Genomic DNA, 21,912 nt, shown 5'->3' with positions numbered 1-21,912 from the left:
TCCCAGACACGTCTCGCGGCGCCGTATCTGACCCGGAGAAACCGGGCCCAGACGCGCGCGGGGAAAGTCAGAGCCGACCGCAATATGAAGGCAAGGGTGTGCGTGGGAGCGCAAAGAACCACTATATGTCAAACTGACGCGCCGTGTCCAGTCTTTTCTTGACCGGAGGCGCAGTCTCGGTGTATAACCGCGCGGCCGCCCAGATATTCCCGGGTTATTTCAGGCGCGGGGGCAGGGAGTCCACGGTCGCGATCACGGCCTCCTCGCGGGAGCGCGGCCGCCAGCCGAGCAGGGTCCGCGCCTTGGCGGACGAGCCGTTGCGGTAGACGCCGATGTCCGGCAGCGACCCGCGCACCCGGCGGCTGAACGGGGCCACGGCCTTCAGGACCCAGGACGGCATGAGACGGGTCTGCACGCGGTCGCCCGCGGGCGAGCCGAGGTGGCCGCGGATGATGAGCGCGAGCTCCGGTGCGCCGAGCGCATCGCCGGCGGTGGCGAGGAAGCGCTCGCCCGCCGCCTCCGGCTTCGTCATCGCGAGCAGGTGCAGGCCGGCGACGTCGCGAACGTCCACGACGCCGAAGTACACGTCGGGCAGGCGCGGGAGGCGGCCCTCCTTGACGAGCTTCACCAGCTCGACCGAGCTGGAGTAGTCGGGGCCGAGCACCGGGCCGAGGATGCCGACGGGATTGACGGTGGCGAGCTGCAGGTCGCCACCCTCCTTGGCGATGAAGTCCCAGGCGGCGTGCTCGGCGAGGGTCTTGGAGCGGACGTAGGCGCTGATCGGGCGGCCGCTGTCGAGCTCGGTCCAGTCCACCTCGGTGAACGGCTGCCGCGTCGGCGCGTGGCCGTAGCCGATCGCGGCGAAGGAGGAGGTGAGGACGACCCGCTCCACGCCGGCGTCGCGGGAGGCCCGGAGCACGCGCAGGGCGCCCTCCCGCGCCGGCCGCACCAGCTCGTCGGGGTCCTTCGGCTCGGTCATCGGGAACGGGGAGGCCACGTGCAGGACGAACCGGCAGTCTGCCACCGCGTCGGCCCAGCCCGCGTCGTCGAGGAGGTCGGCGACGGCGAACTCCAGCCGGTCCCCCGCGTCGTCGATGCCCCCCGCCGCCAGCTGCGACCGCACGTCGGCGGCGCGCTGCGGGGACCGGATGGTCGTCCGCACCTGGTACCCCGCGTTCAGCAGGGCGAGCACGCAGTGCGCCCCCACGAACCCCGAGCCGCCCGTCACCAGTACCCGATCACTCATGCGCCCATCCTCCCTCGCCCAGCCGCCGAGCACAGGGAAAACGTCGTGAATCAACCGGATCGGGCGACGGTTTTCCTGTGCTCGGCGGCTAGCGGCGGACGAGTGCGATGGCCTGGGCGCGCGAGGAGACGCCGAGCTTGGCGAAGATCGCGTTGATGTGGGTCTTGACCGTGGCGCCGCCCACGAACAAGGCGGAGGCGATCTCGCCGTTGCTGAGGCCGTCCGCGACGAGGCCCAGCACCTCCGCCTCGCGCCGGGTCAGCGCGGGGAAGCGCTCCACCAGCGCGCCCGCCGGGTCGGGCTTCGCGGGCGCGGCGGAGGTGAGCGAGCCGATGATGCGGGCGCCGACCTCCGGAGCGAAAGTCGCCTGACCGCGGGCGACCGCGCGGACGGCGGCGGCGAGCTCGGCGCGGCCGGCGTCCTTGGTGAGGTAGCCGCGCGCGCCCGCCCGCAACGCGGTGAGGATCGAGTCGTCGTCCGCGAAGGTCGTCAGCACGAGCACGGCGGAGCCCGGCGCCTCGCGCGCGATCCGCTCGGTCGCGCCCACACCGTCGAGCACCGGCATGCGGAGGTCCATCAGCACCACGTCGGGACGCTCGGACACGGCGAGCGCCACCGCCTCGGCGCCGTCGGCGGCGGACCCCACGACCTCCATGTCCGGCAGCAGGCCGAGGACGGTGACCAGGCCGTCGCGGATGATCGCCTGGTCGTCGGCGACGACGACGCGGATGCGCTCCCCCGGCGCCGCCTGGCCGCTCTGGCCGCTGTGGCCGCTCTGGCCGGCCTCGCCGCTCACGCCAGCCTCGCTTCGGCCGTCACGGTGAACCGGCCGTCGCGCGCCGCGGCCGCCACCGATCCGCCGAGCGGGAGGGCGGCGAAGCGCTCGCGCATCCCCTCCAGGCCGTGGCCGCCTCCCGAGGACGCGAGCTCGGCGGCGAGCGCGGGGACGGCCGCGGAGGACGCCGGCAGCGGGGAGGAGACGGTGAGCAGCACGCGCTCAGTCTGCCAGGCGAGCGCGGCGTCCACCGGCTGCCCCGGCGCGTGCTTGCGCGCGTTGCTCAGCGCCTCCTGCAGCGCGCGCTGCAGGGCCGTCGCCTGCGCCGAGGTGAGCGGCCGCGGCTCTCCCGTCTCGCGGAGCGCGGCGCTGCCGCCGAGGGTGCGGTGGGCGGCGAGGAGGTCGTCCAGGGTCGCACGGAAGTCGGCGTGCGCGACCGCCGCCTCCCCGTTCGAGCCGTCGGGGTCGCGCAGCGCGGCGACCGCCCGGCGCGCCTCGGCCAGCCCGTCGGCCGCCAGTCCCCGCGCCGCGACCACGCGCTCCCGTGCGGCCGGAGCGTCGCCGGCCTCCAGGAGGGCGTCCACCGCGTCGAGCTGGATGACGAGGCCGCCGAGGCTGTGCGCGAGCACGTCGTGGAGGTCGCGGGCGATCGCCACCCGGGCGGCCTCCTCGCGCATGGCCAGGTCGCGCTCGCGCAGCAGCACCGCCTGCTGCTCGGTGAGCCGGAACTGCCGCCGGCTGAGGCCCGCGAAGGCGGCGAGGACGATGCCGGCCATCTCGCCGAGCACCGCCGCGACGGGCGAGCCGAACGGGAGGGCGCCCACCGCGACGAGCGCCGCCGAGACCGCGGCCACGGCCCCGCCGAGCGGCAGCGGCCACTCCGGGTCCCCGACCAGGTAGAGCACCGCGACGGCCGGCGGCACGATCGCGATCCCGTCGGTGGCCGGGGCGACGAACGCGCCGGTCACCGCGGAGAGCAGGCAGAGCACGAGCGCCGCACGCCGCGCGCCGGCGAAGGTGAGGATCGAGCGGACCAGCCAGGCGGCGACCGCGAACAGCGCCACGAGGAGCACCCACACCGGACGGTCGGCCGGGTGGGCGCGCACCAGCGACCAGCCGACGGCGCCCGCACCGATGATGTTCAGTACGAGCGCCAGCAGCCCGGGTCTGCTCCAGAAGTCCACAGGACCATCATGCGGCGAGCGCCGCGTGCCGATCGAGGCGCGCCGCGAAGACGGCGGTCCGGGCGGCGCGGTTGGCGGCGAAGACCAGGAAGATGACCCCGGTCGCGGTCGCCAGGTGCGAGCCCGCCATCGAGGCCAGGACGTCCACGCCGATGCGGACGCCGATGACCAGCACCCACAGCACGATCCCGAGCACGCCGGTTCGGGACTCGTAGCTCGCGGTGTAGCGGTTGTCCCGGCCGAGCCGGACGGGCGACTCCAGTGGGCGGAAGTGCGCGATCGCGCCCATCCACGCGCCGACGGCGAGCGAGAGCACGAGCTCGCCGGCGACGACGGCCAGGTCGAGCGGGGTGAGCGACGACGGCTTCACCTGCTGCACGATCAGCACGACGCCGACCAGCGACATGATCGCGGGGAAGCGCCACATCTGGGCGATCGACACCGGCCGCCACACCATCTGGCGGTAGCCGACCCAGCCGATCAGCACCACGATGAGGATCGCGTTGGTCAGCGTCTGCACGTTCATGGTCCGAGTCCTTCCGGCCGGGATGTCCGGCACTCCTCCAGGGTCGCGGGAACGCCGTCGCGCCGGGACCGCCCGGCGGCGGAGACCGGGTGGAGATCCGGGTGGAGATCGGGTGGAGGGCGCGGACTACGCTGGACGCCGTGCCCCACAACCCGCCGCTCCCCTCGGTCGTCCTCGCCGAGAGCGGCTACCTCGCCACCATCGAGCCGGACCGGTTCGTGCCGGGCGCGTACCAGCTGATCGTCGACGGGACGCCGCAGTCGCACGTCGACCTGGACGACCCCAGCCGGCTGTTCTTCGAGTACATCCAGCGGATGGGCAACGTCATCGACCTGATCGGCGAGCCGGGGCAACCGATCACCGCCGTGCACCTGGGCGCCGGCGCGCTGACATTGCCGCGCTACGTCGCCTACACCCGGCCGGGCTCCCGCCAGCAGGTGGTCGAGCTGGAGAGCCGCCTGGTGGACCTGGTGCGCGAGAACCTCCCGCTCCCCCGCTATGCGCAGATCCGGATCCGCCACGGCGACGCGCGCGAGGTCGTCGGCAAACTGCCGGCCGGGCTCCGCGGCGAGGTCGACCTGCTGGTGATCGACATCTTCAGCGGCTCGCGCACCCCGGCGCACGTCACGAGCGTGGAGTTCTACCGCTCGGCGGTGTCGCTGCTGAAGCCGGACGGCGTCGTGCTCGTGAACGTGGCCGACGGGCCGCCGCTGACGTTCGCGCGCAGCCAGGTGTCGACGCTCGGCGCGGCGGTGGAGAACGTGGCGGCGCTGGCCGAGACGCAGGTGCTCAAGGGCCGCCGGTTCGGGAACGTCGTGCTGGTCGGCTCGAACTCGCCGCTGCCGCTGGAGTGGCTGCCGCGCCTGCTCGCGAGTGGTCCGCATCCCGCGAAGGCCGTGGCCGGAGAGGAGCTGCGGACGTTCGCGGCGAACGCGCCGATCGTGACCGACGCGACGAGCGTGCCGTCGCCCCCGCCGGCGCGCAGCATCTTCCAGAGCGGCACCCGCCGGGACTGACCCGGCGCGGGGTGTCCCCGCCGCAGGTCAGGCGTGCCGGAAGTGCACGGGCTGGCCGGGGCGGAGCTGCGCGAAGGCGTCGAGCGAGCGGGCCGCGACGACGGCGATGACCGGGTAGCCGCCGGTCACCGGGTGGTCGGCGAGCAGCACGGTCGGGCGGCCGTCCGGGGAGACCTGCACCGCGCCCGCGATCATCGGCTCGCTCGGCAGCTCCTCGCGAACAGCGCGTTCGAGCAGCAGCGGAGGCGCCGGCTCCACGCCGCGCGCGTGCGCCGGGATGCGCGGAGGGTCGAGGCGGACGCCGACCCGGTCCCCGTCCGCGCTCGCCCGCCACTCCACCGTGAAGAACGCGTCGAGGGCGGCGGGCGTGAACCAGTCGGCGCGCGGGCCGCGGTGCGCCCGCACCTCCACCGCCGCGTCGCCCAGGTCGGCGACCGGGACGAAGTCCACGGCGGGCACCGGAGCGGACGGCTCCGGACCGAACGGGAGCACGTCTCCGGCGGCGAGCGGCGCCGGCCCGAGGCCGGACAGCGTGTCGCGCGAGCGGGAGCCGAGCACGGCCTCCGCCTCGATGCCGCCGCGGACCGCGAGGTAGCTGCGCACGCCGGCAGTGGGCGGCGCGATCCGGAGCTCGGCGCCCGCGGGGGCGTGGATGGCGGCGTCCGGATCGACCGGGCGGCCGTCGAGGGTCACCCGGGCGGTCGCGCCCGTCACCGCGAACCAAACGGGCGACTCGAACCGCGCGGCGAACCCGCCGAGCAGGAGCTCCACGCCTGCGGCCTCCGGCCGGTTGCCGACCAGCCGATTCGCCAGCCCGAGCGCGCCGCGGTCGAGCGCGCCCGACGGGCTCACGCCGACCGCGGCGAGACCGGGCCGGCCGAGGTCCTCGATGAGCGCGAGCGGACCGGGCTGCAGGATGCGCAGGCCCCCGGCGCTCACGACGGGACCGCCGTGAACCGCACCACGACGCCCGGCCTCAGCAGAGCGGGCGGGTCGGCCGCTGTGTCCCAGAGCGTCGCGTCGGTGCGGCCGATGAGCTGCCAGCCGCCCGGGCTCGACCGCGGGTAGACGCCGCTGAACTCCCCGGCGAGGCCGACCGACCCCGCGGGCACGGAGGTGCGCGGTGTCGCCCGGCGCGGCACCCGCAGGCCGTCGCGGTCGGTCACCAGGTAGGCGAAGCCGGGGACGAAGCCGCCGAAGGCCACCCGCCAGCGGGAGGCGGTGTGCCGCTCGACGACCTCGGCGGGCGTGATGCCGAGCAGCTCGGCCACCTCCGCCAGGTCCGCGCCGTCGTAGCGCACCGGGAGCTCCACCACGTCCTCGTCCGCCGCGGCGGCGGCCTCGGGGCCGGTGCGCTCGACCCAGCCGCGGGCGGAGGCCGGGCTCAGCACGTGCGGATCGAGCAGGATCGCGATCGTGCGGGCGGCCGGGACGAGGTCCACGACGCCCGCCGGACGGGTGCGTTCCAAGGCGCGCAGCATCCCCAGCACCTCGTCGAGGGAGCCGAGCTCCAGGAGCAGGGCGCCGTCGCCGTACGGAATCACCCGGACGCTCACACGAAGGCCCTCACCGCAATACCGGCCTCGTCCAGGCCGCGGCGGACGGCCTCCGCCATGCGCACAGCGCCCGGGGTGTCGCCGTGCACGCAGAGCGAGTCGGCCGCGACCGCGACCGGCGCGCCGTCGACGGACTCCACCACGCCGTCGCGCACCATCCGCACGGCCCGGGCGGCGATGGCGGTCGCGTCCGACAGCACGGCGCCCGGCTCGGTGCGCGGCACGAGCGTGCCGTCGGCGCGGTAGCCGCGGTCGACGAACGCCTCCCGCACGAAGCGGATCCCGTGCTCCGCCGCCGCACGCTCGACTGCCGAGCCGGGGAGCCCGAGGAGCGGCAGCGCCGGGTCGAACGCGGCGACCGCGGCCACGACCGCGACGGCCTGGGCCTCGTCGTGGACGATGCGGTTGTAGAGGGCGCCGTGCGGCTTGACGTAGCGGACCGCCGTGCCGGCGACTCGGGCGATCCCGGCGAGCGCCGCGAGCTGGTAGAGCACCTCGTCGCGCAGCTCGGCCGCCGGGACGTCCATGCTGCGCCGGCCGAAGCCCGCGAGGTCGCGGTAGGAGACGTGCGCTCCGACGGCGACGGCGTTCTCGGCGGCGAGTCGGCAGGTGGCGAGCATCGTGGAGGGGTCGCCGGCGTGGAAGCCGCACGCCACGTTCGCACTGGTCACCAGGCGGAGCATCGCGGCGTCGTCGCCCATCCGCCAGGCGCCGAAGGACTCGCCGAGGTCGCTGTTCAGATCGACGCGGGTGCGGGGCTCCATCCGCCTATTCTGCGATACCGGACGCGACCGCGGCATCGGCCGCGCGGGTGCCGCGGTTCCCGGCGACGCGTGCCCGGTGCGCGCGCACCTTGGCCCGGTTGCCGCAGCGCTGCATCGAGCACCAGCGCCGGTTCCCGCTGCGCGAGGTGTCCAGGTAGACCAGCCCGCAGTCGTCGGCCGAGCACTCCCGGATGCGGCCGTCGGCGTCGGGGCCGAACAGGCGCACGGCGTCGCGGGCGATGGTGCCGAGCGCCTGGTGCGGACGGGCCATCGCCCGGCCGGCCTGCCGCCCGCCGCCGGCGAGCACCGGAGGGATGTCGGGTGTCGCGGCGAACAGGTTCACGACGTCCACGTCGGCCGGCCCGAGGGTCTCCCCGCGGCTGGCCTGGCGGGCGAGCCGGCCGATCGCCGCGCGGAGCATCTCGGCGTCGCGGAACTCGCGCTCGCCGGTCGTCGCGGACACCTCGGGGAACCGGGACTGCAGCCAGGCGCCGAGTTGCTCGGGGTCGTCGACGGAGCGCCACTGCGCGCCGTCGTCCGTGCCCTCCGCGGCGCCGAGGACCTCGCCGCCTCCGGTGTACGCGAAGTCGAGCGCGAGCGCGCCGGAGTCGAACCACCAGCGCAGGCCGTCCGCGTCGTCCATCCACTGCCCGGTCTCGCGGGGCAGGAGGGCGTCGGTAGGCACCGAACCAACTTAGTGGGTTTCCGCCGGGCGCTTCGAATCGCCCTCCGTTCCTCACCTCCTCCCGCTCCCGAGCGGCGTGTTGCGGGAGAAAGTGAGGAAGCGATGGCTGCGGGGCGGTTGCGGCGGGATGGGATACTGGGCGGATGACTGCGAGGCGTCCGGATCCGTTTGCCGTGCTCGAGGGAGCGACGGTGCGGTTGCGGGCGCTGAGGCAGGACGATCTGCCGGATCTGCACGACGCGATCGGGCACCCCGCGGTGTTCGCCGGCGGCTGGGGCGGCGGCCTCGCGGCATACCGCGACACCTACGAGGAGTGGCGGGAGTTCATCCTCGGCTACCTCGCCTGGGACACCGGCAACGTCACCGCGGTGTGCCTCCGCGACGGAGACCGGATCGTGGGGACCACGACGCTGGGCGACTTCGACCTCCCGAACGGCTCGGCGCACATCGGCTGGACCGCATACGCGCCCGAGCTGTGGGGCTCGCGCGTCAACGCGGAGACCAAGCGCCTGCTGCTCGGCACGGCGTTCGACCACGGATTCGAGCGCGTGAAGCTGCAGGCGGACGTGCTCAACGAGCGCTCCCGGGCGGCGATCCTGCGACTCGGCGCGACCTTCGAGGGCGTGCTGCGGCACACGCAGCCCCGCGCGGACGGCACCTGGCGCGACACCGCGGTCTACTCGGTGCTCCGCGAGGAGTGGCCGGCGGTGCGGGACGGACTCGACGCCCGCCTCGCGGTCGAGAACGCCTGAGAATTCGGGGCCAAGCGCCTCAGTCAGCCTCGGTGGCGGCCGCGGCGGCCATCCGGCGCTGCGCGGCGGAGACCTCGCGGTGCACCCAGGAGATGAGGTTCGCCGAGTCGAAGCGGCGGCTGCACGCGCCGCAGGCGAGCGCCCGCGCCGGCTTGCGGTAGCGGTAGTGCGTGTGCCCCTGCGGGCACGTGCCCACCCAGGGGGCGAGGTCGTCGGCGATCGCGCCGCCATGCAGCCGCTTGCCCTCATAGCCGAGGTCGAGGGCGATCGCGCGCCAGCGCGGACCGTGCCCCGCACGTGAGCCAGCCAGCGCGTGCGCCACCTCGTGCAGCAGGATCTGGTGGATGTCGTCGTCCTCGTACCGGGCGGCCAGGTACCGGGAGACCGTGATCCGCTTGGCGGTGTAGTTGCACAGCCCGGCCCGGGTCTTCGCGTTGTCGAAGTCGAAGCTCCACACGGCGGGGTCGAGATGGAGGGCGATGAGGGCCTCCGCCCAGCGGCGCACGCGATCGAGCTCTGCCATCAGCGTGCGTTCCCCGGTCGGCTCATGGCAGGAATCCTACGCCGGGGAGCCGACGCCGTCGCCGACCCCGTCTCCGCCGCCGGCGTCGCCCTCGCCGGGGCCCGCGGCGGCGCGCTGCGCCTCCAGGAAGCGCTGCACCACCGCCACCGCCGTGAGCGCGCCCTCGATCTCCGCAGGGGACGCCCCCAGCTTCTCGCGCAGGAACACGGCCGCCGTCATGTCGGACAGCGCGCTCTCGTACTCCTTCATGTCGAAGTGCACCTTGCCGCGGTTCTGCACCGCGAAGGCCTCCAGGGCGGTCCACTCGCGCCCGCGCGCCTCGTCGACGCAGCCGGTCAGCTCCACGATCGCCTCGTCGAACTTGCCCTGGTACTGCAGCACCTGGCCGCGGCGGATGCGGGCCCCGAGGAGCTGCTCGCGGTCGCCGGTGAAGCGTGCTTGGCGCACCGCCTCGTTGGCGACCGTGTACGCCTCGTCCAGTCGGCCGAGCAGCCGCAGCAGCACGGTCTTCTCGTTGAGCGCGCTCAGGCTGCGCAGGCTGCCGAGCTCCTCCAGCCGCTCGTCGGCGGCACGGAGGTCGACACGCTCGCGCAGCGTGGACGGATCGTATCCGAGGATGATGCTCAGGGTCGGCTCCCAGGTCGTGCGGTTCACGTCCAGCGTAGTCGGCAAACCTGCGTTGACCCGGTTACCGCGTGTTCTGGGCGGCACCGAGGCCCGGGCGAGGCCGGACCCGCCGTCTCCCCACAGGGCGGAGACGGCGGGTTCGGCGCCGGCGTCAGGCCTTCCGGCGGCGCCGGCCGAGGAGCGCGGCCCCGGCGAGGACCAGCAGCCCGGCCCAGAACGCGACGAGGAGGTAGTCGCCTCCGCTGCCGGTCCTGGCCAGGTCGCCGGAGGGCGCGGCGGGCACGGGCGGGTCGACGTAGATCGTCGCGCACGCGGACCCGGGGTCGGAGGCGCACGGGCCGTCGACCGCCGGCGGCTGCCACGGCCCGACCGGCGGCGTGGTCACGGTGACCGCGTTTACCGGGTAGCCCTCCGCCGAGTAGGTCACCACGACGTGGAGGTCGAGGCTGGCGCCCTTGGCCAGGCTCGCGACGTTCCAGGTCACCTTCCCGGCGTTCAGCGTCCCGCCCTGGTCGGCCGACACGAAGTGCGCCCCGGCCGGGAGGGTGTCGACCACGTCGAACGCCGTCGCGTCGAGCGCGCCGATGTTGGTGACGGTGATCGTGTACGTCACGGGCTGGTCGAGCCCGACGACGGCGGCCGACGCGGTCTTGGCGAGCTCCAGCCGCCCGTACTCGAAGGTGTTGGTGATCGTCGTGATCTGGCCCGCCGGCACGGCGCCCTGCAGCGCTCCGGCCCCGATGTGCACGGTGCCGTTCGCGATGGCGCGGGACGCCTCGCCGTAGCTGCCCGCGGCGCCCGACTCCGCGATCGTGCAGTCGGAGCCGATCGGGAGGCCGTCGAGCCGGGCCGTGAAGCCGGCGCTGCGCTTCAGCAGGGTGTGCGCGGCCGCGCCCAGGTCGACGGGGACCCCGGCCACGGTGCAGGCGATGTCCGCCCCGAACTCGTCGGGAGCCGCGGAGGCGGCAGCGCCGGTCACGACCTTGTCGACCTGCAGCGGTCCGGTCGCGATGGTGACGCCGGCCTTCACCGGAGCGCGGCGGACGCTGCCGCCGCCGACGAGGGCCGCCGTCGCGCCGAACTGGTTCCAGGCCACCGCCGCTGCCGCGGCCGGCGAGGCCGGGAGCGAGACCGGGGCGCCGTCCGGCGCGGTCGCGGTCGCGGGCCGGTCGATCGTGCGGTAGAGCACCGTCGCGCCCTCTCCGCCGCGCAGGGCGCCGCTCGCCGTCGCGGCGAAGTCGAGCGTCACCCGGATGCCGGTGACGTCGGCCCAGTCGCCGGTGAACGCTCCGGACGCCGTCCAGGCGGCCGGGTGCGCCGCGCAGGTCGGGTCGGTCGGCCACGCGGTGGCCGTGCCCGAGAGGCAGACGCCCGGCTCGGTGGTCACCTCCCAGCTCACGGCCGTCCCGGCGGGGACGTCCTGCACGGTCACGCCCGCGGCGCCGTCGAACACCGGCCGGAAGGTCGAGCCGCGCGGGCCGCCCGTGGCGAGCATGCGGTCGCCGACCGTCGGCAGCGGGTCCACGAAGACGACCGAGGTGTAGTCGACGGTCCCGGTGTTGAGGGCGTTGAGCCGCCACTGGTCGATGCCGCCCACGACGGTGTTCGCGGCGCAGGGCGCCGCGTAGTAGCCGTCGGCGTCGGTGCGGCAGGTCGCCGACGGCGCGGTCGGGTTGATCGCCCCGGAGACGGTGCGGCCGACGACGTCGCCCTGCACGCCCTTGGTGGTGTAGAGCGACGGGCCGGTGACCGGCTGCACGTAGTTCGTCGTGCCGCACTGGGTCGCGGGGAGGCCGCTCAGCACGCCCTGCCCGTTGCCCGAGCCGTTGGTGCACGCGGTGAGGTTCTGCACAGTGGAGACCACGAACTGGTTCGTCGCGCGGTCTCCCGCTGCCAGCCCCGGCTTCAGGATCAGACCGAGGACGACCGTGAAACGCTCGCCCGGCGACATCCGCGCCCCTCCGGCCGGCCAGGTCAGCCCGAACCGTCCGGTCGCGGCGTCATAGGTCACAGCGGGACTCGTCGAGAGCGTCCCGCCCGCGCTGGTCGTGAAGGTGGGCGTCTCCCCGTCCCAGGCCAGGCTGGCCGGCAGGGTGTCGGTCACGCCGGTCAGGTCGAGGTAGCCGGTCCCGGTGCTGGCGAAGGTCAGCGTCCAGGGCACGGTGTCGCCGACCGCGACGGTGTGCACGTTGTTCAGCGGCGTCTTGGCGACGTCGAGGGAGGCCGTGCCCGGCGCGAGCGTCATGCCCGCCGTCGCGCTCGCGGTCGCGTCGGCGTACACCGGCGGCGTGTCCGTGCGGTGGCTGACGGTGTCGACCGTGTCGCTGACGGAGCCGGGGAACGGGATCGCCGAGCCGTCCCTGGCGACGCCGAGGAGCGCCACGTGGAGCACGACGGTCGCGGTGAAGCCGGCCGGCACCGCGGAGCGGCTGAACAGCCCGCCGTCCGCCCGCAGGAACGTGAACCGGAGGCCGGTGATCTGTCCGACCGCGGCGGTCGGGAGGCTCGCCGTCGCGGCGGGCGTCCCCATGATCCAGGTCGTGCCGCCGCCGGTCTGCGCGTCGACCCTGACCAGGTCGGCGCCGGCCGGGAGCGTCACATCGCCCGCGCTCAGCCCGGTGAGGGCGAAGCGGTTCCAGAACGCCGGGTCGTCGTCGGTGACCACGACCTGGTGGGTCGCCGCCGTCGCCGCTCCGGAGGTTGCGGTCAGCGTGACCGTGACGGGCGCGGTGCGATCGCGCTCCAGCAGCGTGCTCGGCGAGATGGTCTTCGCCGCGGTGACGCCGAGCGCGCCGGTGGTCAGGCTCAGCGACGCGTCGGAGGACGCGTACGGCTGCGAGCCCTGCCCGCTCGGGACGAGCACCGGGTCGTAGCCCTGCGCGAACGCGTGGTTGTCGATCCGGAACGCCGTGACCGGAGCGCCGGTGCTGCGGGTGACCGCCCGCACCCGGGTTTCCAGGGTCATCACCAGCGACTGGCCGGAGGCGATCGTGCCTCCGGTGGTCTGCGGGGACGCGCCCTGGTAGACCACGCTGACGCCGACGACGTCGGCCAGGTCGGCCGCGGTGAGCGCAGCGGCGGTCCGCAGCGAGACGACCGAGGTGGAGGTGCTGCCGTCCGCTGCCCGGTGCCAGAGCGTCACGAGCGAGGAGTCGGAGTCCACCTGACCGGCCGGGACCGCGAACGCGATCCTGGTCAGGTCCAGGCGCTCGAACGGGCTGGCGGCGCTGTAGGCGGCGCCGGCGAACGGGTCGGCTCCCCACGCCGAGGGCGCCGACAGGCAGGCGGTCTCCGCACCCGCGTCGCACGGCGACGGGTCGGTCACGCGCAGGTAGGAGGCGCGCGAGGTCGCGGTGTTCTGCGCGGTGAGGGTGAAGGTGTTGGTCGGGTAGTCGGCCGGGTCGACGTCGCCGAGGTGCGGCACGACGACGGTCGAGCGAGAACTGGACTTGGTCAGGCTCACCGCCGGGGGCTGGTCGATCAGCGCGACGGTGTCGTGGCCGGTGACCGGCGGCACGTTCGTGCCGTTCTGCACGCCGTCGGCCTGTGCGACGTTGTCGACGGAGGCGGACGTTTCCTGGGTGACCCAGGGGTGCGCCGGGTCGCTCGGGACGCGCTGCACGTTGCGGAGCTGCCAGACCAGGCCGATCGGCCGGGACTGCCCGAACGCGACGGTCGCGACGCCGGAGCCAGCAGGCGGTGCGGTCGGGTCGGTGGCCGTCGCGCGGGCGGCGTCGTCGGGCACGACGGTGATCCGCACGCCGGTCGTGTCAGCGGTCTCGGCGGCGGTGAGGGTGTAGCCGACGAAGCCGGCGCCGTTCTTCCAGCCTCCGGCCGGCGCGGGCACGGTCACCCAGGCGCCGCCGCGGAACAGCTGGACCGAGGAAACGGTGTCCCACTTCAGCGCGGGGTCGGCCGTGAACGGGATCGGCGACACCCGCAGCAGGTCGAACGACTGGAAGACGGTCGACTCGGGATGCGCCGGGTCGCCCGCCGGGTCGGTGATCGTCACCGAGCTGTAGCCGGTGTCGGTGACGCCCCAGCTCAGCAGGGTGCCGGCCTGGGCGCCGGACTGGGACGCCAGGTCGGTCACGTCGCCGGTCAGGTCGGTCTTCGTCCACTTCTTGGCGATGCCGAGGGACCCGGCGCCGGTCGTCGACTGGATCTTGGCGTTCGCGTCGGCGGTCACCTGCGCGCCGGTCACCACGGTGCCGTCGACGGCGCCCTGGGTGTCGGCGACCGCGTGGTTGGCGTAGGTGGAGGCCGCGGCTCCGGCTGTGGAGGTGGGGCCGGAGCCGTCGCGGAGCGTGGAGCGCGCCTGCGCCGTGATCGACGGCCGGACGGTGGTGCCCTGGGCGAAGCCGGCCGCGTCCGCGAAGGTGAAGCGCAGGCCGGTGACGCCTGCGGGCAGCGTCGCGGCGCGGTAGGTCTGCGCCGCCGCGGTCGCGTCGACGGTGGCGAGCGTGCTCCAGGTGACGCCGTCCGTCGTGTACTCGACCTGGAGGGTCGAGCCCTTCAGCACCTGTGTCGGCGCGATGGCGACCGGGTCGAAGCCGTTGAAGAAGTCGCCTGCGACGCCGGGACGCCAGACGTCCTCGATGACGATGCTGGTCGGCCGCACATAGGCGGAGTCGCTCGAGGTGGTCGCCGGAAGCTGGGCGGTCACGGTCGCGCCGGGCGAGACCGGGGCGGACGGCGTGATCGTCTTGTTCAGCGTCAATTCGATGTCCGGGTAGAACACGGCGAGCGGCGCGGAGGCCTGCTTGCTCGCGCTGCCGGCCGCGTTGACGCCGGTGACGGTGAGCGTGTTCGTGGTGTCCACGTGCGCGCCCTCTGCCGCGAAGTCGGCCGTGGGCGCGATCAGGAGCTGGGCGGTCGCGACGGCGCCGACGGCGACTGCGCCCGTGAAGGCGAGCTCCAGCCCGGTCAGGTGCGCGCCGGCCGGGGCGGAGGGCGCGACCGGGGTGGCGCCGTCGGCGAACGGCACGGCCTGGGTGGACCCGTCGGAGAAGTGCCAGACCACCTGCGCGGCGGTCGCGCCGGACGGGTAGGAGATCCCGGCCGCGAAGCCGCCGAAGCGGAGGGTGTCGGTGAAGTAGCCGACGTCCGAGAGGGTCAGCGAGTCGAGCGGCCCGTTGGAGGCGTTCTTGCCGGAGACGGTCGCGGTCGCGGTGGTGCCGGCCGGGATGCGGGCCGGGGTGATCTGCTTGCCCGGCGTGACGGCGACGGTCAGGCCGCCGACCGCGAACGGCGCGGTCGCCGTCTTGGTGACCGGGGCCCGGTCCGGGACGACGACCGTACCGGCGACTCTGTTGGTCACGCTCGCGCCGGTGACCAGGGCGGCCCCGGACTGGCGGTTCGTGCTGCGCTGGGCGACGAGCACGCCGACCGACCCGGCCGCGCCGCCCTCGGTCAGCGCGGTGCCGTCGGCGCCGGCGAAGGTGAAGCGGAGGCCGCCGACGTCGGCGTTCTGCACGCCGGCGGGGAGGGCGATCGCGGCAGGGGCGGCAGGAGGCCCGGTCTGCCACGCCCAGGCGCCGGTCGAGGGGTTCCGCACGTACGCGTCCACCTGCACGGTGGTCGCGCCCTGCGGGAGGACGACCCCGCCGAAACCGGCGAAGTCGACCAGCGCGAACGGGTTGGCCGCGTCGAGCGCGGTCGCGGCGTCCGCGGCGGTCGCCGGGTCCTGGAGGGTGAGGGTGGACGCGGGGACGTTCGAGGCGTTCTGCGCGGTGAGCGAGACGGTGGACTGCGCGCCGGGCTGGTACTGCTGGCTCGCCGGGGTCCAGGTCTTGCCGACCGCGACGTCCACCGAGGTCGGCACGTTCACGGTCACGTCGGCGCTGCTCGTGACCGGCGTCGCCGATCCGGCGAAGGTGCCGACCGCCGTGTTGGTGACGGGGTGGTTCACCTCGGACGACTGCGGGGTCAGTCCCTGCGGGACCTTGAGGGTGACTGTGACCAGGTAGGTCCCGCCCGCCGGGATGCCGACGCCGCCGGCCACGGGCTCCCCGAAGACGACGCTGAGCGCGCAGTTCGCCGTCACCGTGTCGGTGCAGCCGGTGAGGGTCTTGGTCGCCGGCTTGGAGCTCGGCTGGACGCTCGTGTCGAGGATGGTGAACCCGGCGAACGCCGCCGGGAGGGCGTCGGCGAGCTTCGCGTCGACGCAGTCGTTGTCGTCGCAGCCGACCTGGATGGAGTAGGTGAACTCCCCTCCCGGCAGCACGGTGAGCGCTTTGAGGCCGTCTCCGACCGTCTTGTCGACGGTGAGCGCCGCGGTGTCCGCGAGCGCGGGCGACGCGACCAGGCCGCCGCCGACGAGGGCGACGACGACGGTGCCGGCCACCGCCGCGAGGAGCCTCAGCCGCGGTGCGACGGCGAAGGCTCCCCTGCGGTCCGCGCGGTGCGCGGGCGGCCTGCTGCGGCCATCGGTGGAGCGGCGGAACGTGATGCGGGCATGCTGAAGGACACGACGAAGCAAGGCGCTCGGTTTCGGGTATGCGGGAGCTCGGGTTCGCGCGCCGAAGGACGGGCTCGGGTAGCCCTCGCGCGCCTCCCGGTTCGGGTTCCGGGAGGTTCTCTCGCACTACCTTTCTACCGATTCCGACCGTTCGGTAGGAAGTACATCTGTACCCCGTTTTCGAGGGACAGTCCCCCAAAGAGCGGACACGCCCGCACCCGCCGAAAAGCGCCCGCACACGACGAAGGGCGGCCCTCGGCGGACCGCCCTTCGTGAATCATCGCCCGTCAGTCGACGACGCGCACGTCCTTCCAGAACGCGACGTAGTCGCTGTAGTCCTTGCCGACCCGGTCGAACGAGCTCGGGTACGGCGTCGGGTAGCTCCAGGCACGGTCCTGCAGCACCGTGTCGCCGTCCTTGACGGAGAAGTACTGGCACTCGCCCTTCCACGGACACGTGTACGGCGTGGCGGACTCCACCAGGTACTCGGAGTTGACGCTCTGCGGGGGGAAGTACCAGTTGCCCTCGATGCGGATGAGGTCCTCGGTCGGGGCCTCGGCGATGACGGTGTCGTTCAGAATTGCTTTCATGAATGCAACCTCCTGGTGGCAGTGAACACCCGGTTCCACCCGATCATTCCGGTGGCCGGGACTTCATACCGACCGCTCAGGCGGCTCGCAGGACCCGGACCTCGGAGACCGTGCCGAGCTTTCCCGAGGCCGCGAGCGCCGCGGCGTCGGCGCCGGCGGCGATCCGCTCCTGCCCGGAGACCGACGCGGTCAGCAGGTGCGCCACCGCTCCGCGCAGGCCGGTGAAGGCCGCGCAGGCGGCCGCGGCCTCCGGTGAGCTGTAGTCGATCCCGAGCGTCGCGAGGGCGTCGACGACGGCTCCGGCGGCCAGGAGGTCCTCCACCGCGAACCGGGTGCCGCCGGAGGCCGACGTCCCGCCCGCGGCGACGAGGGCGATCATCGCGCGCCGGCCGAGGCGCACCTGCTCGTCGAGGATCCACTGCGCGACCGCGGCGGCGTCGCTGAGCCCCGCGGCGACGACCGCGCCGGTCCCCGGGAGTTCGGCGGCGTCGGCGCCGGGTTGGTCGTCGAGCACGTCCACCCAGACGATCACGTCGGCGTCGGCCGCGACCGCGGCCGCTCCCTCCACGGCCCAGTCGAAGCGCACCTGGTACTTGGCCTGGCGGTGGGCGGCGGGGACGGTGGAGGGGTCGGTCTGCGAGCTCACCGGCTCAGCGTAGCCCGGCGGCGAAGGCGGTCGTCGCGTGTTGCGCGGGGTGACGGGAGCCGTCCGCGCGGCGCGCCGTGGAGGGCCGCTGCTCCCCCGGCGTGTGCCGCAGCTGATCGCGGATGAGCTCGAAGTCGTGCCGGGTCAGCTCGATCAGCCCGGCGCGCAGCTGGTAGCCCCAGTCGCGCTTGTCCCGGGTGAAGTCGAGGGACGGGAGCAACGGCCGGATGGGCGTGGCGACCGCGTCGTGGTCCCAGTCGACGCGCCGGCGCCAGGGCAGGAAGTCGCCGGCCGGCCCGCGCATCTGCGGGCCCTGGGTCGCCTGGAAGACCTCCGCGTCGGCCAGCCTCCCGACCGCGGTGAACTGCTTGAGCGGCTCACCGTCGAAGGACTCGCGCGGCGAGTAGAAGACGAACCCGTCCGACGGCCCCATGCGCTCCAGCGGCGCGCGGGCGCCGTGGTTGACCTGGGCGAAGCCGCCCGCGACGCCGCGGAGCACGTGATCGTGGTGCACCACGCCCAGCCAGTAGCGGATCGCCATGCTCCCGTTCTAGCGCACGCGTCCGACATCGCGGGCGCGACCGGCTGCGCGCTTCCGTTGCGGCCGTGCTGTCGAAACCGGCCCGCGCGGCTCGACGTCTCTACGAGTGCCCCACCAGCGGCCCCGACGGAAGGACGACGGATGCGCTACCTCCTCCTGCTCAGCACGGACGGCCCCGCGCCCGCCGGCGACCTCCAGCGCTACACCGCCGACCTGATCCGCGCCGGGGTGCTGCTCGCCGGCGAACTCCTCGCCGCGGAGGACGGCGCGCACCTCCAGCTCGCGGTCGACGGTCCGCGCACGAACGCCGACCTGCTGCCGATCTCGGCCGTGCGTCCCGCCGCGCTGTGGATCGTCCAGGCCGCCGACCGGGCCGAGGCCGTGGAATGGGCGCGACGCGTGCCGCTCGGTCGTGGCAGAGTCGAGGTGCGCCGCATCGTGACGGGCGCGGCGGAGGCGTGAGCGCGGGAGGTGCGGTCGTGGTGGACGGGGAGCGCACGGCCGACGAGAAGACAGCGGCCGACGAGGCCGCGGCAGCCGTCGACGCCGTGTGGCGCATCGAGTCCGGGCGCCTCGTCGCCGGTCTCGCCCGCTGGACGGGCGACGTCGGCCTCGCCGAGGAGCTCGCGCAGGACGCCCTCGTCGCCGCGCTCGAGCAGTGGCCGGAGGCCGGCATCCCGCGCAACCCCGGCGCCTGGCTGACCACGGTCGCCAAGCGCAGGGCGATCGACGGCTGGCGCCGCCGCGAGCGCCTGGACGAGCGCTACGCCGCCCTCGCCCGCGACCTGGAGCAGCAGCAGGACGACGACCCGGCCTCGGCCGTCGCGGAGGAGATCCAGGACGATCTGCTGCGGCTCGTGTTCGTCGCCTGCCACCCCGTGCTCGCCCCCTCCGCCCGGGTCGCCCTGACGCTCAAGCTGCTCGGCGGGCTCACCACCGAGGAGATCGCGCGCGCGTTCCTGGTTCCCGTCCCGACGATCGCGCAGCGCATCGTGCGCGCCAAGCGCACCCTGAGCGCGGCGCACGTCCCCTTCGAGGTGCCGGACCGCGCGGAGTACCCCGAGCGGCTGGCGTCGGTGCTGGAGGTCGTCTACCTGATCTTCAACGAGGGCTACTCCGCCACCGCGGGCGACGACTGGATGCGCCCCGACCTCTGCCAGGAGGCGCTGCGGCTCGGCCGGGTGCTCGCCGAGCTCACCCCGCGCGAGCCGGAGGTGCACGGACTGGTCGCGCTGATGGAGTTCCAGGCCTCCCGCCTCCCGGCGCGCGCCACCGCCGATGGGGAGCCCATCCTGCTGCAGGACCAGGACCGCACCCGCTGGGACCGCATCCTCATCGGCCGCGGGGTCGCCGCCCTCGCCCGCGCCGACCGGCTGGTGGGCCCGCGCGGCCGGGGTCCCTACGCGCTGCAGGCCGCGATCGCCGCCTGCCATGCGACCGCGCCCGCGCCGGAGGACACCGACTGGGAGGAGATCGTGGCCCTGTATGGAGCGCTCGCCGCCCTCCAGCCGTCGGCGGTCGTGGAGCTCAACCGCGCGGTCGCCCTGGCGATAGCGTTCGGCCCGGAGGCCGGGCTGGACGTCGTGGATCGGCTCGTGGACTCGGGCGAGCTGGCGTCGTACCATCTTCTGCCGTCGGTCCGGGCCGACTTCCTGCTCAAGCTGGGGCGGACCGTGGAGGCGGAGGAGGAGTTCCGGCGGGCGGCCGCGATGACCGGGAACGAGCGGGAGCGGGCACTCCTGCTGGCGCGGGCGCGGGAGGCCGCGGGCGGGTGACGGGCCGGGACGGGCGTCCGGGAGTGCGCCGAGAATGACTGCCCCCGGCGCGGAGGATGCGTGACACTGGGGTGCGTGAGAGTCCTCCTGAAGCTCATCCTCGACTGCGACCCGGACGCGGCCTGGCGCGCCCTGCAGAGCCCGACGGCCTTCCGCGAGGTGGCGCTGCCGTGGGTGGACTTCCGGTCGGACGAGCCCGCCGGCTTCCCGACCGTGTGGGACGACGCGGAACACCGGGTGAGCGTCCGCGCCCTCGGCGCGTTCACGGTCGGGACGCAGGCCATCCGCCTCGACACGCTGCGCTCGACGGACCCGCGCGAGCGGTCCACCCGCATCCTCCGCGACAGTGGCGGCGGTGTGGGCGGCGTGCTGTCCGCGATCCCGCACCTCGACCACCGGATGGCCATCGCCCCCGACCCCGCCGGCCCCGGCCCGGACGGCCGCCTGCGCACCCTGTACCGCGACCGGCTGGTGGTGCGGGCCGGCGTCGTGACGCCGCTCGCCTGGTACGGATTGTGGGCGTTCTGGCAGTGGCGCGGGCTGCGCCTGCGGCGCCTGGCGCCCACCTGGGCATACGATCCCCCCACGCCCGAACCGGACCCAGCCACGACGGAGGCAGCAGCATGAGCACGATCACCCCCGAGCCCTCCCCCGAGGTCGCCCCCGGTCGCGGCCGCGCCGCCACCGCCGTGCAGACCGCGGACTGGCGCCGCAGCGTCTTCGCGCTGTACGCCTCGGTGCGCCGGATCGCCGCGTCCGACCCGGCCGCCGCCCACGCGCACTGGATCTCCTGCCGCAACGACCTCTTCTCGTCGCACCCGGCCTCCCCGCTCCTGGACGAGGACCGCGACCGCTTCACCGGCCTGCCGGTGCCGCCCTACGACCCGGACTGGCGCTTCGAGCTGCCGATCCACCCGGCCGCGGAGGAGGTGCTCATGGACGTCGAGACCGGCACGGACGGCGTGGTCCCGTTCGAGCTGCTCGGCGCGGTCCACGTCCCGCTGGCCGGGTCGCTCGACGTCTGGCGGCTGACCTCCTACGGCGGCGGGCTGTTCGTCCCGGTCAAGGACGCCCTCGCCGGCCGCCGCGGCGGCACCTACGGCGGCGGCCGCTACCTGATCGACACGATCAAAGGCGCCGACCTCGGGATGACGGCGGACGACGAGACGACGATCGTCCTCGACTTCAACTTCGCCTACAACCCGTCCTGCGCCTACGACCCCGCCTGGGCGTGCCCGCTCGCGCAGGCGGGCAACACGCTGGGCGTGGAGGTGCCGGTCGGGGAGCGGTACGGCGGGGAGTGAGGCTCAGGCCTCCGTCGCCTCGCGGGTCGCGCGAACCCGCGTGATGAGATCGGCCAGGGGCTTCGACGCGACCGCCGGCTCGTCGAGCGCACGCTCGACCTGAAGGGCCTCCGCCGGAGTGAGCTTGATCAGCGCGTCCTGAAGCAGGATGTCGCGGGCGTTCTGCAGTGCCGGCCCGAGAATGAACGACGTCAGATCCTGCTGCGCCAGCTCGGCCGCGGCGCGGAGGGTGTCGCGCGCTTCTGCGCTCAATCGGAGGTTGAGCCGCTCGGTCTTGGCGGGGGCGAGTGCGGTCATGGGTTCAGTGTACACACGATGTACGTACGGGGTGCACCCGTCTGATGGATTCCCTCAGCTCGATGCGTTGAAAGTCGCCCTCAGCACCTTCACCGGCATGAACATCCGAAGGTGCCGATCCTCTAGCGATCGAAAGCCCATCTTCCGGTAGAAGGCGCACAACTCCGGCGTGAGCGCATCCACCAAGATCACCTCGACACCGACTTTGTCGGCGACGGCAAGGAAGCTCTCCAGCGCATGGACAAGCAACCTCGCACCCAGCCCACGACCTTGCGATCGTACGTCGACTCCCAGTTGGGCAAGGAGGATCGCGGGCATCGGATATCGACCGCGCCCTCCCCCGAAAGCTTCTGCGACTTCGCCTCTCTCCATCGTCCCTACCCGGGACGCATAGAAGCCCACGACGGCAAAGCCCTGGACCGCCAGGACCGTCCGCGCGTTGTTCGAGCGGTGCGACTGCCCCGCCTGCCGGCGGAACCAGTCATTCACGGCTTGCTCGCCACAGTCGAAGACCGAGCGGTCGAATGCCGCGTCGAACGCGACCAATCGAATCGGCGCACCCGCAGGCTCGCCATCCGCTCCCCTGAGCTCCTGCGCACTCATTCCCCGAGCATACAGATAATGTTCGGGCTACATCCAGAAATG

At 74.0% G+C, this 21,912-nt stretch carries 22 protein-coding genes; 6 read left to right on the top strand and 16 right to left on the bottom strand.

Annotated features, from left to right (window positions below; genetic code table 11):
• Window positions 1-214 precede the first annotated feature (214 nt).
• The 4 genes from HNR13_RS06355 to HNR13_RS06340 all read right to left on the bottom strand — a co-directional run bounded on the left by HNR13_RS06355 (window position 215) and on the right by HNR13_RS06340 (window position 3,731).
• Window positions 215-1,246, bottom strand: coding sequence for an SDR family oxidoreductase (locus tag HNR13_RS06355; protein WP_179604977.1), 1,032 nt, complete (start codon window positions 1,244-1,246; stop codon window positions 215-217).
• Between the two features lie 88 nt (window positions 1,247-1,334).
• Complete coding sequence (locus HNR13_RS06350; RefSeq protein WP_343063658.1) at window positions 1,335-1,976, bottom strand: response regulator transcription factor; 642 nt, start codon at window positions 1,974-1,976, stop codon at window positions 1,335-1,337.
• A 62-nt stretch (window positions 1,977-2,038) separates the two neighbouring features.
• On the bottom strand, window positions 2,039-3,205 hold the full coding sequence (locus tag HNR13_RS06345; RefSeq protein ID WP_179604975.1) for a histidine kinase: 1,167 nt from the start codon (window positions 3,203-3,205) through the stop codon (window positions 2,039-2,041).
• A gap of 7 nt (window positions 3,206-3,212) precedes the next feature.
• Window positions 3,213-3,731 (bottom strand): hypothetical protein, encoded by a 519-nt coding sequence (locus tag HNR13_RS06340; protein ID WP_179604974.1) that lies wholly within the window; start codon window positions 3,729-3,731, stop codon window positions 3,213-3,215.
• Between the two features lie 140 nt (window positions 3,732-3,871).
• On the opposite strand from HNR13_RS06340, the gene HNR13_RS06335 reads away from it, so the two are divergent.
• Window positions 3,872-4,747 (top strand): fused MFS/spermidine synthase, encoded by an 876-nt coding sequence (locus HNR13_RS06335; RefSeq protein ID WP_179604973.1) that lies wholly within the window; start codon window positions 3,872-3,874, stop codon window positions 4,745-4,747.
• A 27-nt stretch (window positions 4,748-4,774) separates the two neighbouring features.
• Here the strand turns inward: HNR13_RS06335 and HNR13_RS06330 are convergent, their stop codons facing one another.
• From HNR13_RS06330 to HNR13_RS06315, 4 genes are read right to left on the bottom strand one after another with little or no spacing between them, the layout of a single operon-like run.
• Window positions 4,775-5,686, bottom strand: a complete 912-nt coding sequence (locus HNR13_RS06330; RefSeq protein ID WP_179604972.1) for a 5-oxoprolinase/urea amidolyase family protein — start codon at window positions 5,684-5,686, stop codon at window positions 4,775-4,777.
• Complete coding sequence (locus HNR13_RS06325) at window positions 5,683-6,303, bottom strand: 5-oxoprolinase subunit B family protein (protein ID WP_343063479.1); 621 nt, start codon at window positions 6,301-6,303, stop codon at window positions 5,683-5,685. Before HNR13_RS06325 ends, HNR13_RS06330 begins: the two co-directional genes overlap by 4 nt.
• Window positions 6,300-7,067, bottom strand: coding sequence for a LamB/YcsF family protein (locus tag HNR13_RS06320; RefSeq protein ID WP_179604971.1), 768 nt, complete (start codon window positions 7,065-7,067; stop codon window positions 6,300-6,302). Before HNR13_RS06320 ends, HNR13_RS06325 begins: the two co-directional genes overlap by 4 nt.
• 4 nt (window positions 7,068-7,071) lie before the next feature.
• Window positions 7,072-7,752, bottom strand: a complete 681-nt coding sequence (locus tag HNR13_RS06315; RefSeq protein ID WP_343063478.1) for a CGNR zinc finger domain-containing protein — start codon at window positions 7,750-7,752, stop codon at window positions 7,072-7,074.
• A gap of 143 nt (window positions 7,753-7,895) precedes the next feature.
• Between HNR13_RS06315 and HNR13_RS06310 the strand changes: the two genes are divergently transcribed.
• Window positions 7,896-8,504, top strand: a complete 609-nt coding sequence (locus tag HNR13_RS06310) for a GNAT family N-acetyltransferase (protein ID WP_179604970.1) — start codon at window positions 7,896-7,898, stop codon at window positions 8,502-8,504.
• 19 nt (window positions 8,505-8,523) lie between these two features.
• Here HNR13_RS06310 and HNR13_RS06305 read toward each other — a convergent pair whose 3' ends face one another.
• The 6 genes from HNR13_RS06305 to HNR13_RS06280 all read right to left on the bottom strand — a co-directional run bounded on the left by HNR13_RS06305 (window position 8,524) and on the right by HNR13_RS06280 (window position 17,891).
• Window positions 8,524-9,027 (bottom strand): SprT-like domain-containing protein, encoded by a 504-nt coding sequence (locus tag HNR13_RS06305; protein ID WP_179604969.1) that lies wholly within the window; start codon window positions 9,025-9,027, stop codon window positions 8,524-8,526.
• Between the two features lie 36 nt (window positions 9,028-9,063).
• Window positions 9,064-9,681 carry a hypothetical protein gene (locus HNR13_RS06300; protein ID WP_343063477.1) on the bottom strand — a complete coding sequence of 206 codons (618 nt, stop codon included), beginning with the start codon at window positions 9,679-9,681 and terminating at the stop codon, window positions 9,064-9,066.
• A 124-nt stretch (window positions 9,682-9,805) separates the two neighbouring features.
• Window positions 9,806-16,000: a DUF5979 domain-containing protein gene (locus HNR13_RS06295; protein WP_179604968.1), complete on the bottom strand. Its 6,195-nt coding sequence runs from the start codon at window positions 15,998-16,000 to the stop codon at window positions 9,806-9,808.
• 401 nt (window positions 16,001-16,401) lie between these two features.
• Window positions 16,402-16,704 (bottom strand): DUF427 domain-containing protein, encoded by a 303-nt coding sequence (locus tag HNR13_RS06290; protein ID WP_179604967.1) that lies wholly within the window; start codon window positions 16,702-16,704, stop codon window positions 16,402-16,404.
• A gap of 76 nt (window positions 16,705-16,780) precedes the next feature.
• Entirely contained in the window at window positions 16,781-17,350 is a 570-nt protein-coding gene (locus HNR13_RS06285; RefSeq protein WP_179604966.1) for a hypothetical protein, read from the bottom strand.
• Window positions 17,351-17,354: 4 nt separating this feature from the next.
• Window positions 17,355-17,891: an EVE domain-containing protein gene (locus HNR13_RS06280; protein ID WP_218881183.1), complete on the bottom strand. Its 537-nt coding sequence runs from the start codon at window positions 17,889-17,891 to the stop codon at window positions 17,355-17,357.
• Between the two features lie 141 nt (window positions 17,892-18,032).
• Here HNR13_RS06280 and HNR13_RS06275 point away from each other — a divergent pair, with 141 nt between their 5' ends.
• The 4 genes from HNR13_RS06275 (at window position 18,033) to HNR13_RS06260 (ending at window position 20,970) form a co-directional block, all read left to right on the top strand.
• Window positions 18,033-18,353, top strand: a complete 321-nt coding sequence (locus HNR13_RS06275; RefSeq protein ID WP_179604965.1) for a YciI family protein — start codon at window positions 18,033-18,035, stop codon at window positions 18,351-18,353.
• Entirely contained in the window at window positions 18,350-19,666 is a 1,317-nt protein-coding gene (locus HNR13_RS06270; RefSeq protein ID WP_382312350.1) for an RNA polymerase sigma factor, read from the top strand. Before HNR13_RS06275 ends, HNR13_RS06270 begins: the two co-directional genes overlap by 4 nt.
• A gap of 75 nt (window positions 19,667-19,741) precedes the next feature.
• Window positions 19,742-20,293 (top strand): hypothetical protein, encoded by a 552-nt coding sequence (locus HNR13_RS06265; RefSeq protein ID WP_179604963.1) that lies wholly within the window; start codon window positions 19,742-19,744, stop codon window positions 20,291-20,293.
• The gene (locus HNR13_RS06260; RefSeq protein WP_179604962.1) at window positions 20,290-20,970 is read left to right on the top strand and encodes a DUF1684 domain-containing protein; all 681 of its coding nucleotides are present in this window, start codon (window positions 20,290-20,292) and stop codon (window positions 20,968-20,970) included. The genes HNR13_RS06265 and HNR13_RS06260 overlap by 4 nt, the downstream gene beginning before the upstream one ends.
• A gap of 3 nt (window positions 20,971-20,973) precedes the next feature.
• Here the strand turns inward: HNR13_RS06260 and HNR13_RS06255 are convergent, their stop codons facing one another.
• Both HNR13_RS06255 and HNR13_RS06250 read right to left on the bottom strand, forming a co-directional pair.
• Window positions 20,974-21,267, bottom strand: a complete 294-nt coding sequence (locus tag HNR13_RS06255; protein ID WP_179604961.1) for a type II toxin-antitoxin system TacA family antitoxin — start codon at window positions 21,265-21,267, stop codon at window positions 20,974-20,976.
• A gap of 54 nt (window positions 21,268-21,321) precedes the next feature.
• Window positions 21,322-21,870: a GNAT family N-acetyltransferase gene (locus HNR13_RS06250; protein WP_179604960.1), complete on the bottom strand. Its 549-nt coding sequence runs from the start codon at window positions 21,868-21,870 to the stop codon at window positions 21,322-21,324.
• Between the last annotated feature and the right edge of the window lie 42 nt (window positions 21,871-21,912).

This window comes from Leifsonia shinshuensis (assembly GCF_013410375.1).
In the GTDB taxonomy this organism is placed as follows: Bacteria; Actinomycetota; Actinomycetes; order Actinomycetales; family Microbacteriaceae; genus Leifsonia; species Leifsonia shinshuensis.
Note: the sequence above shows the minus strand (reverse complement) of the source record. Positions and strands in the feature narration are given on the sequence as shown.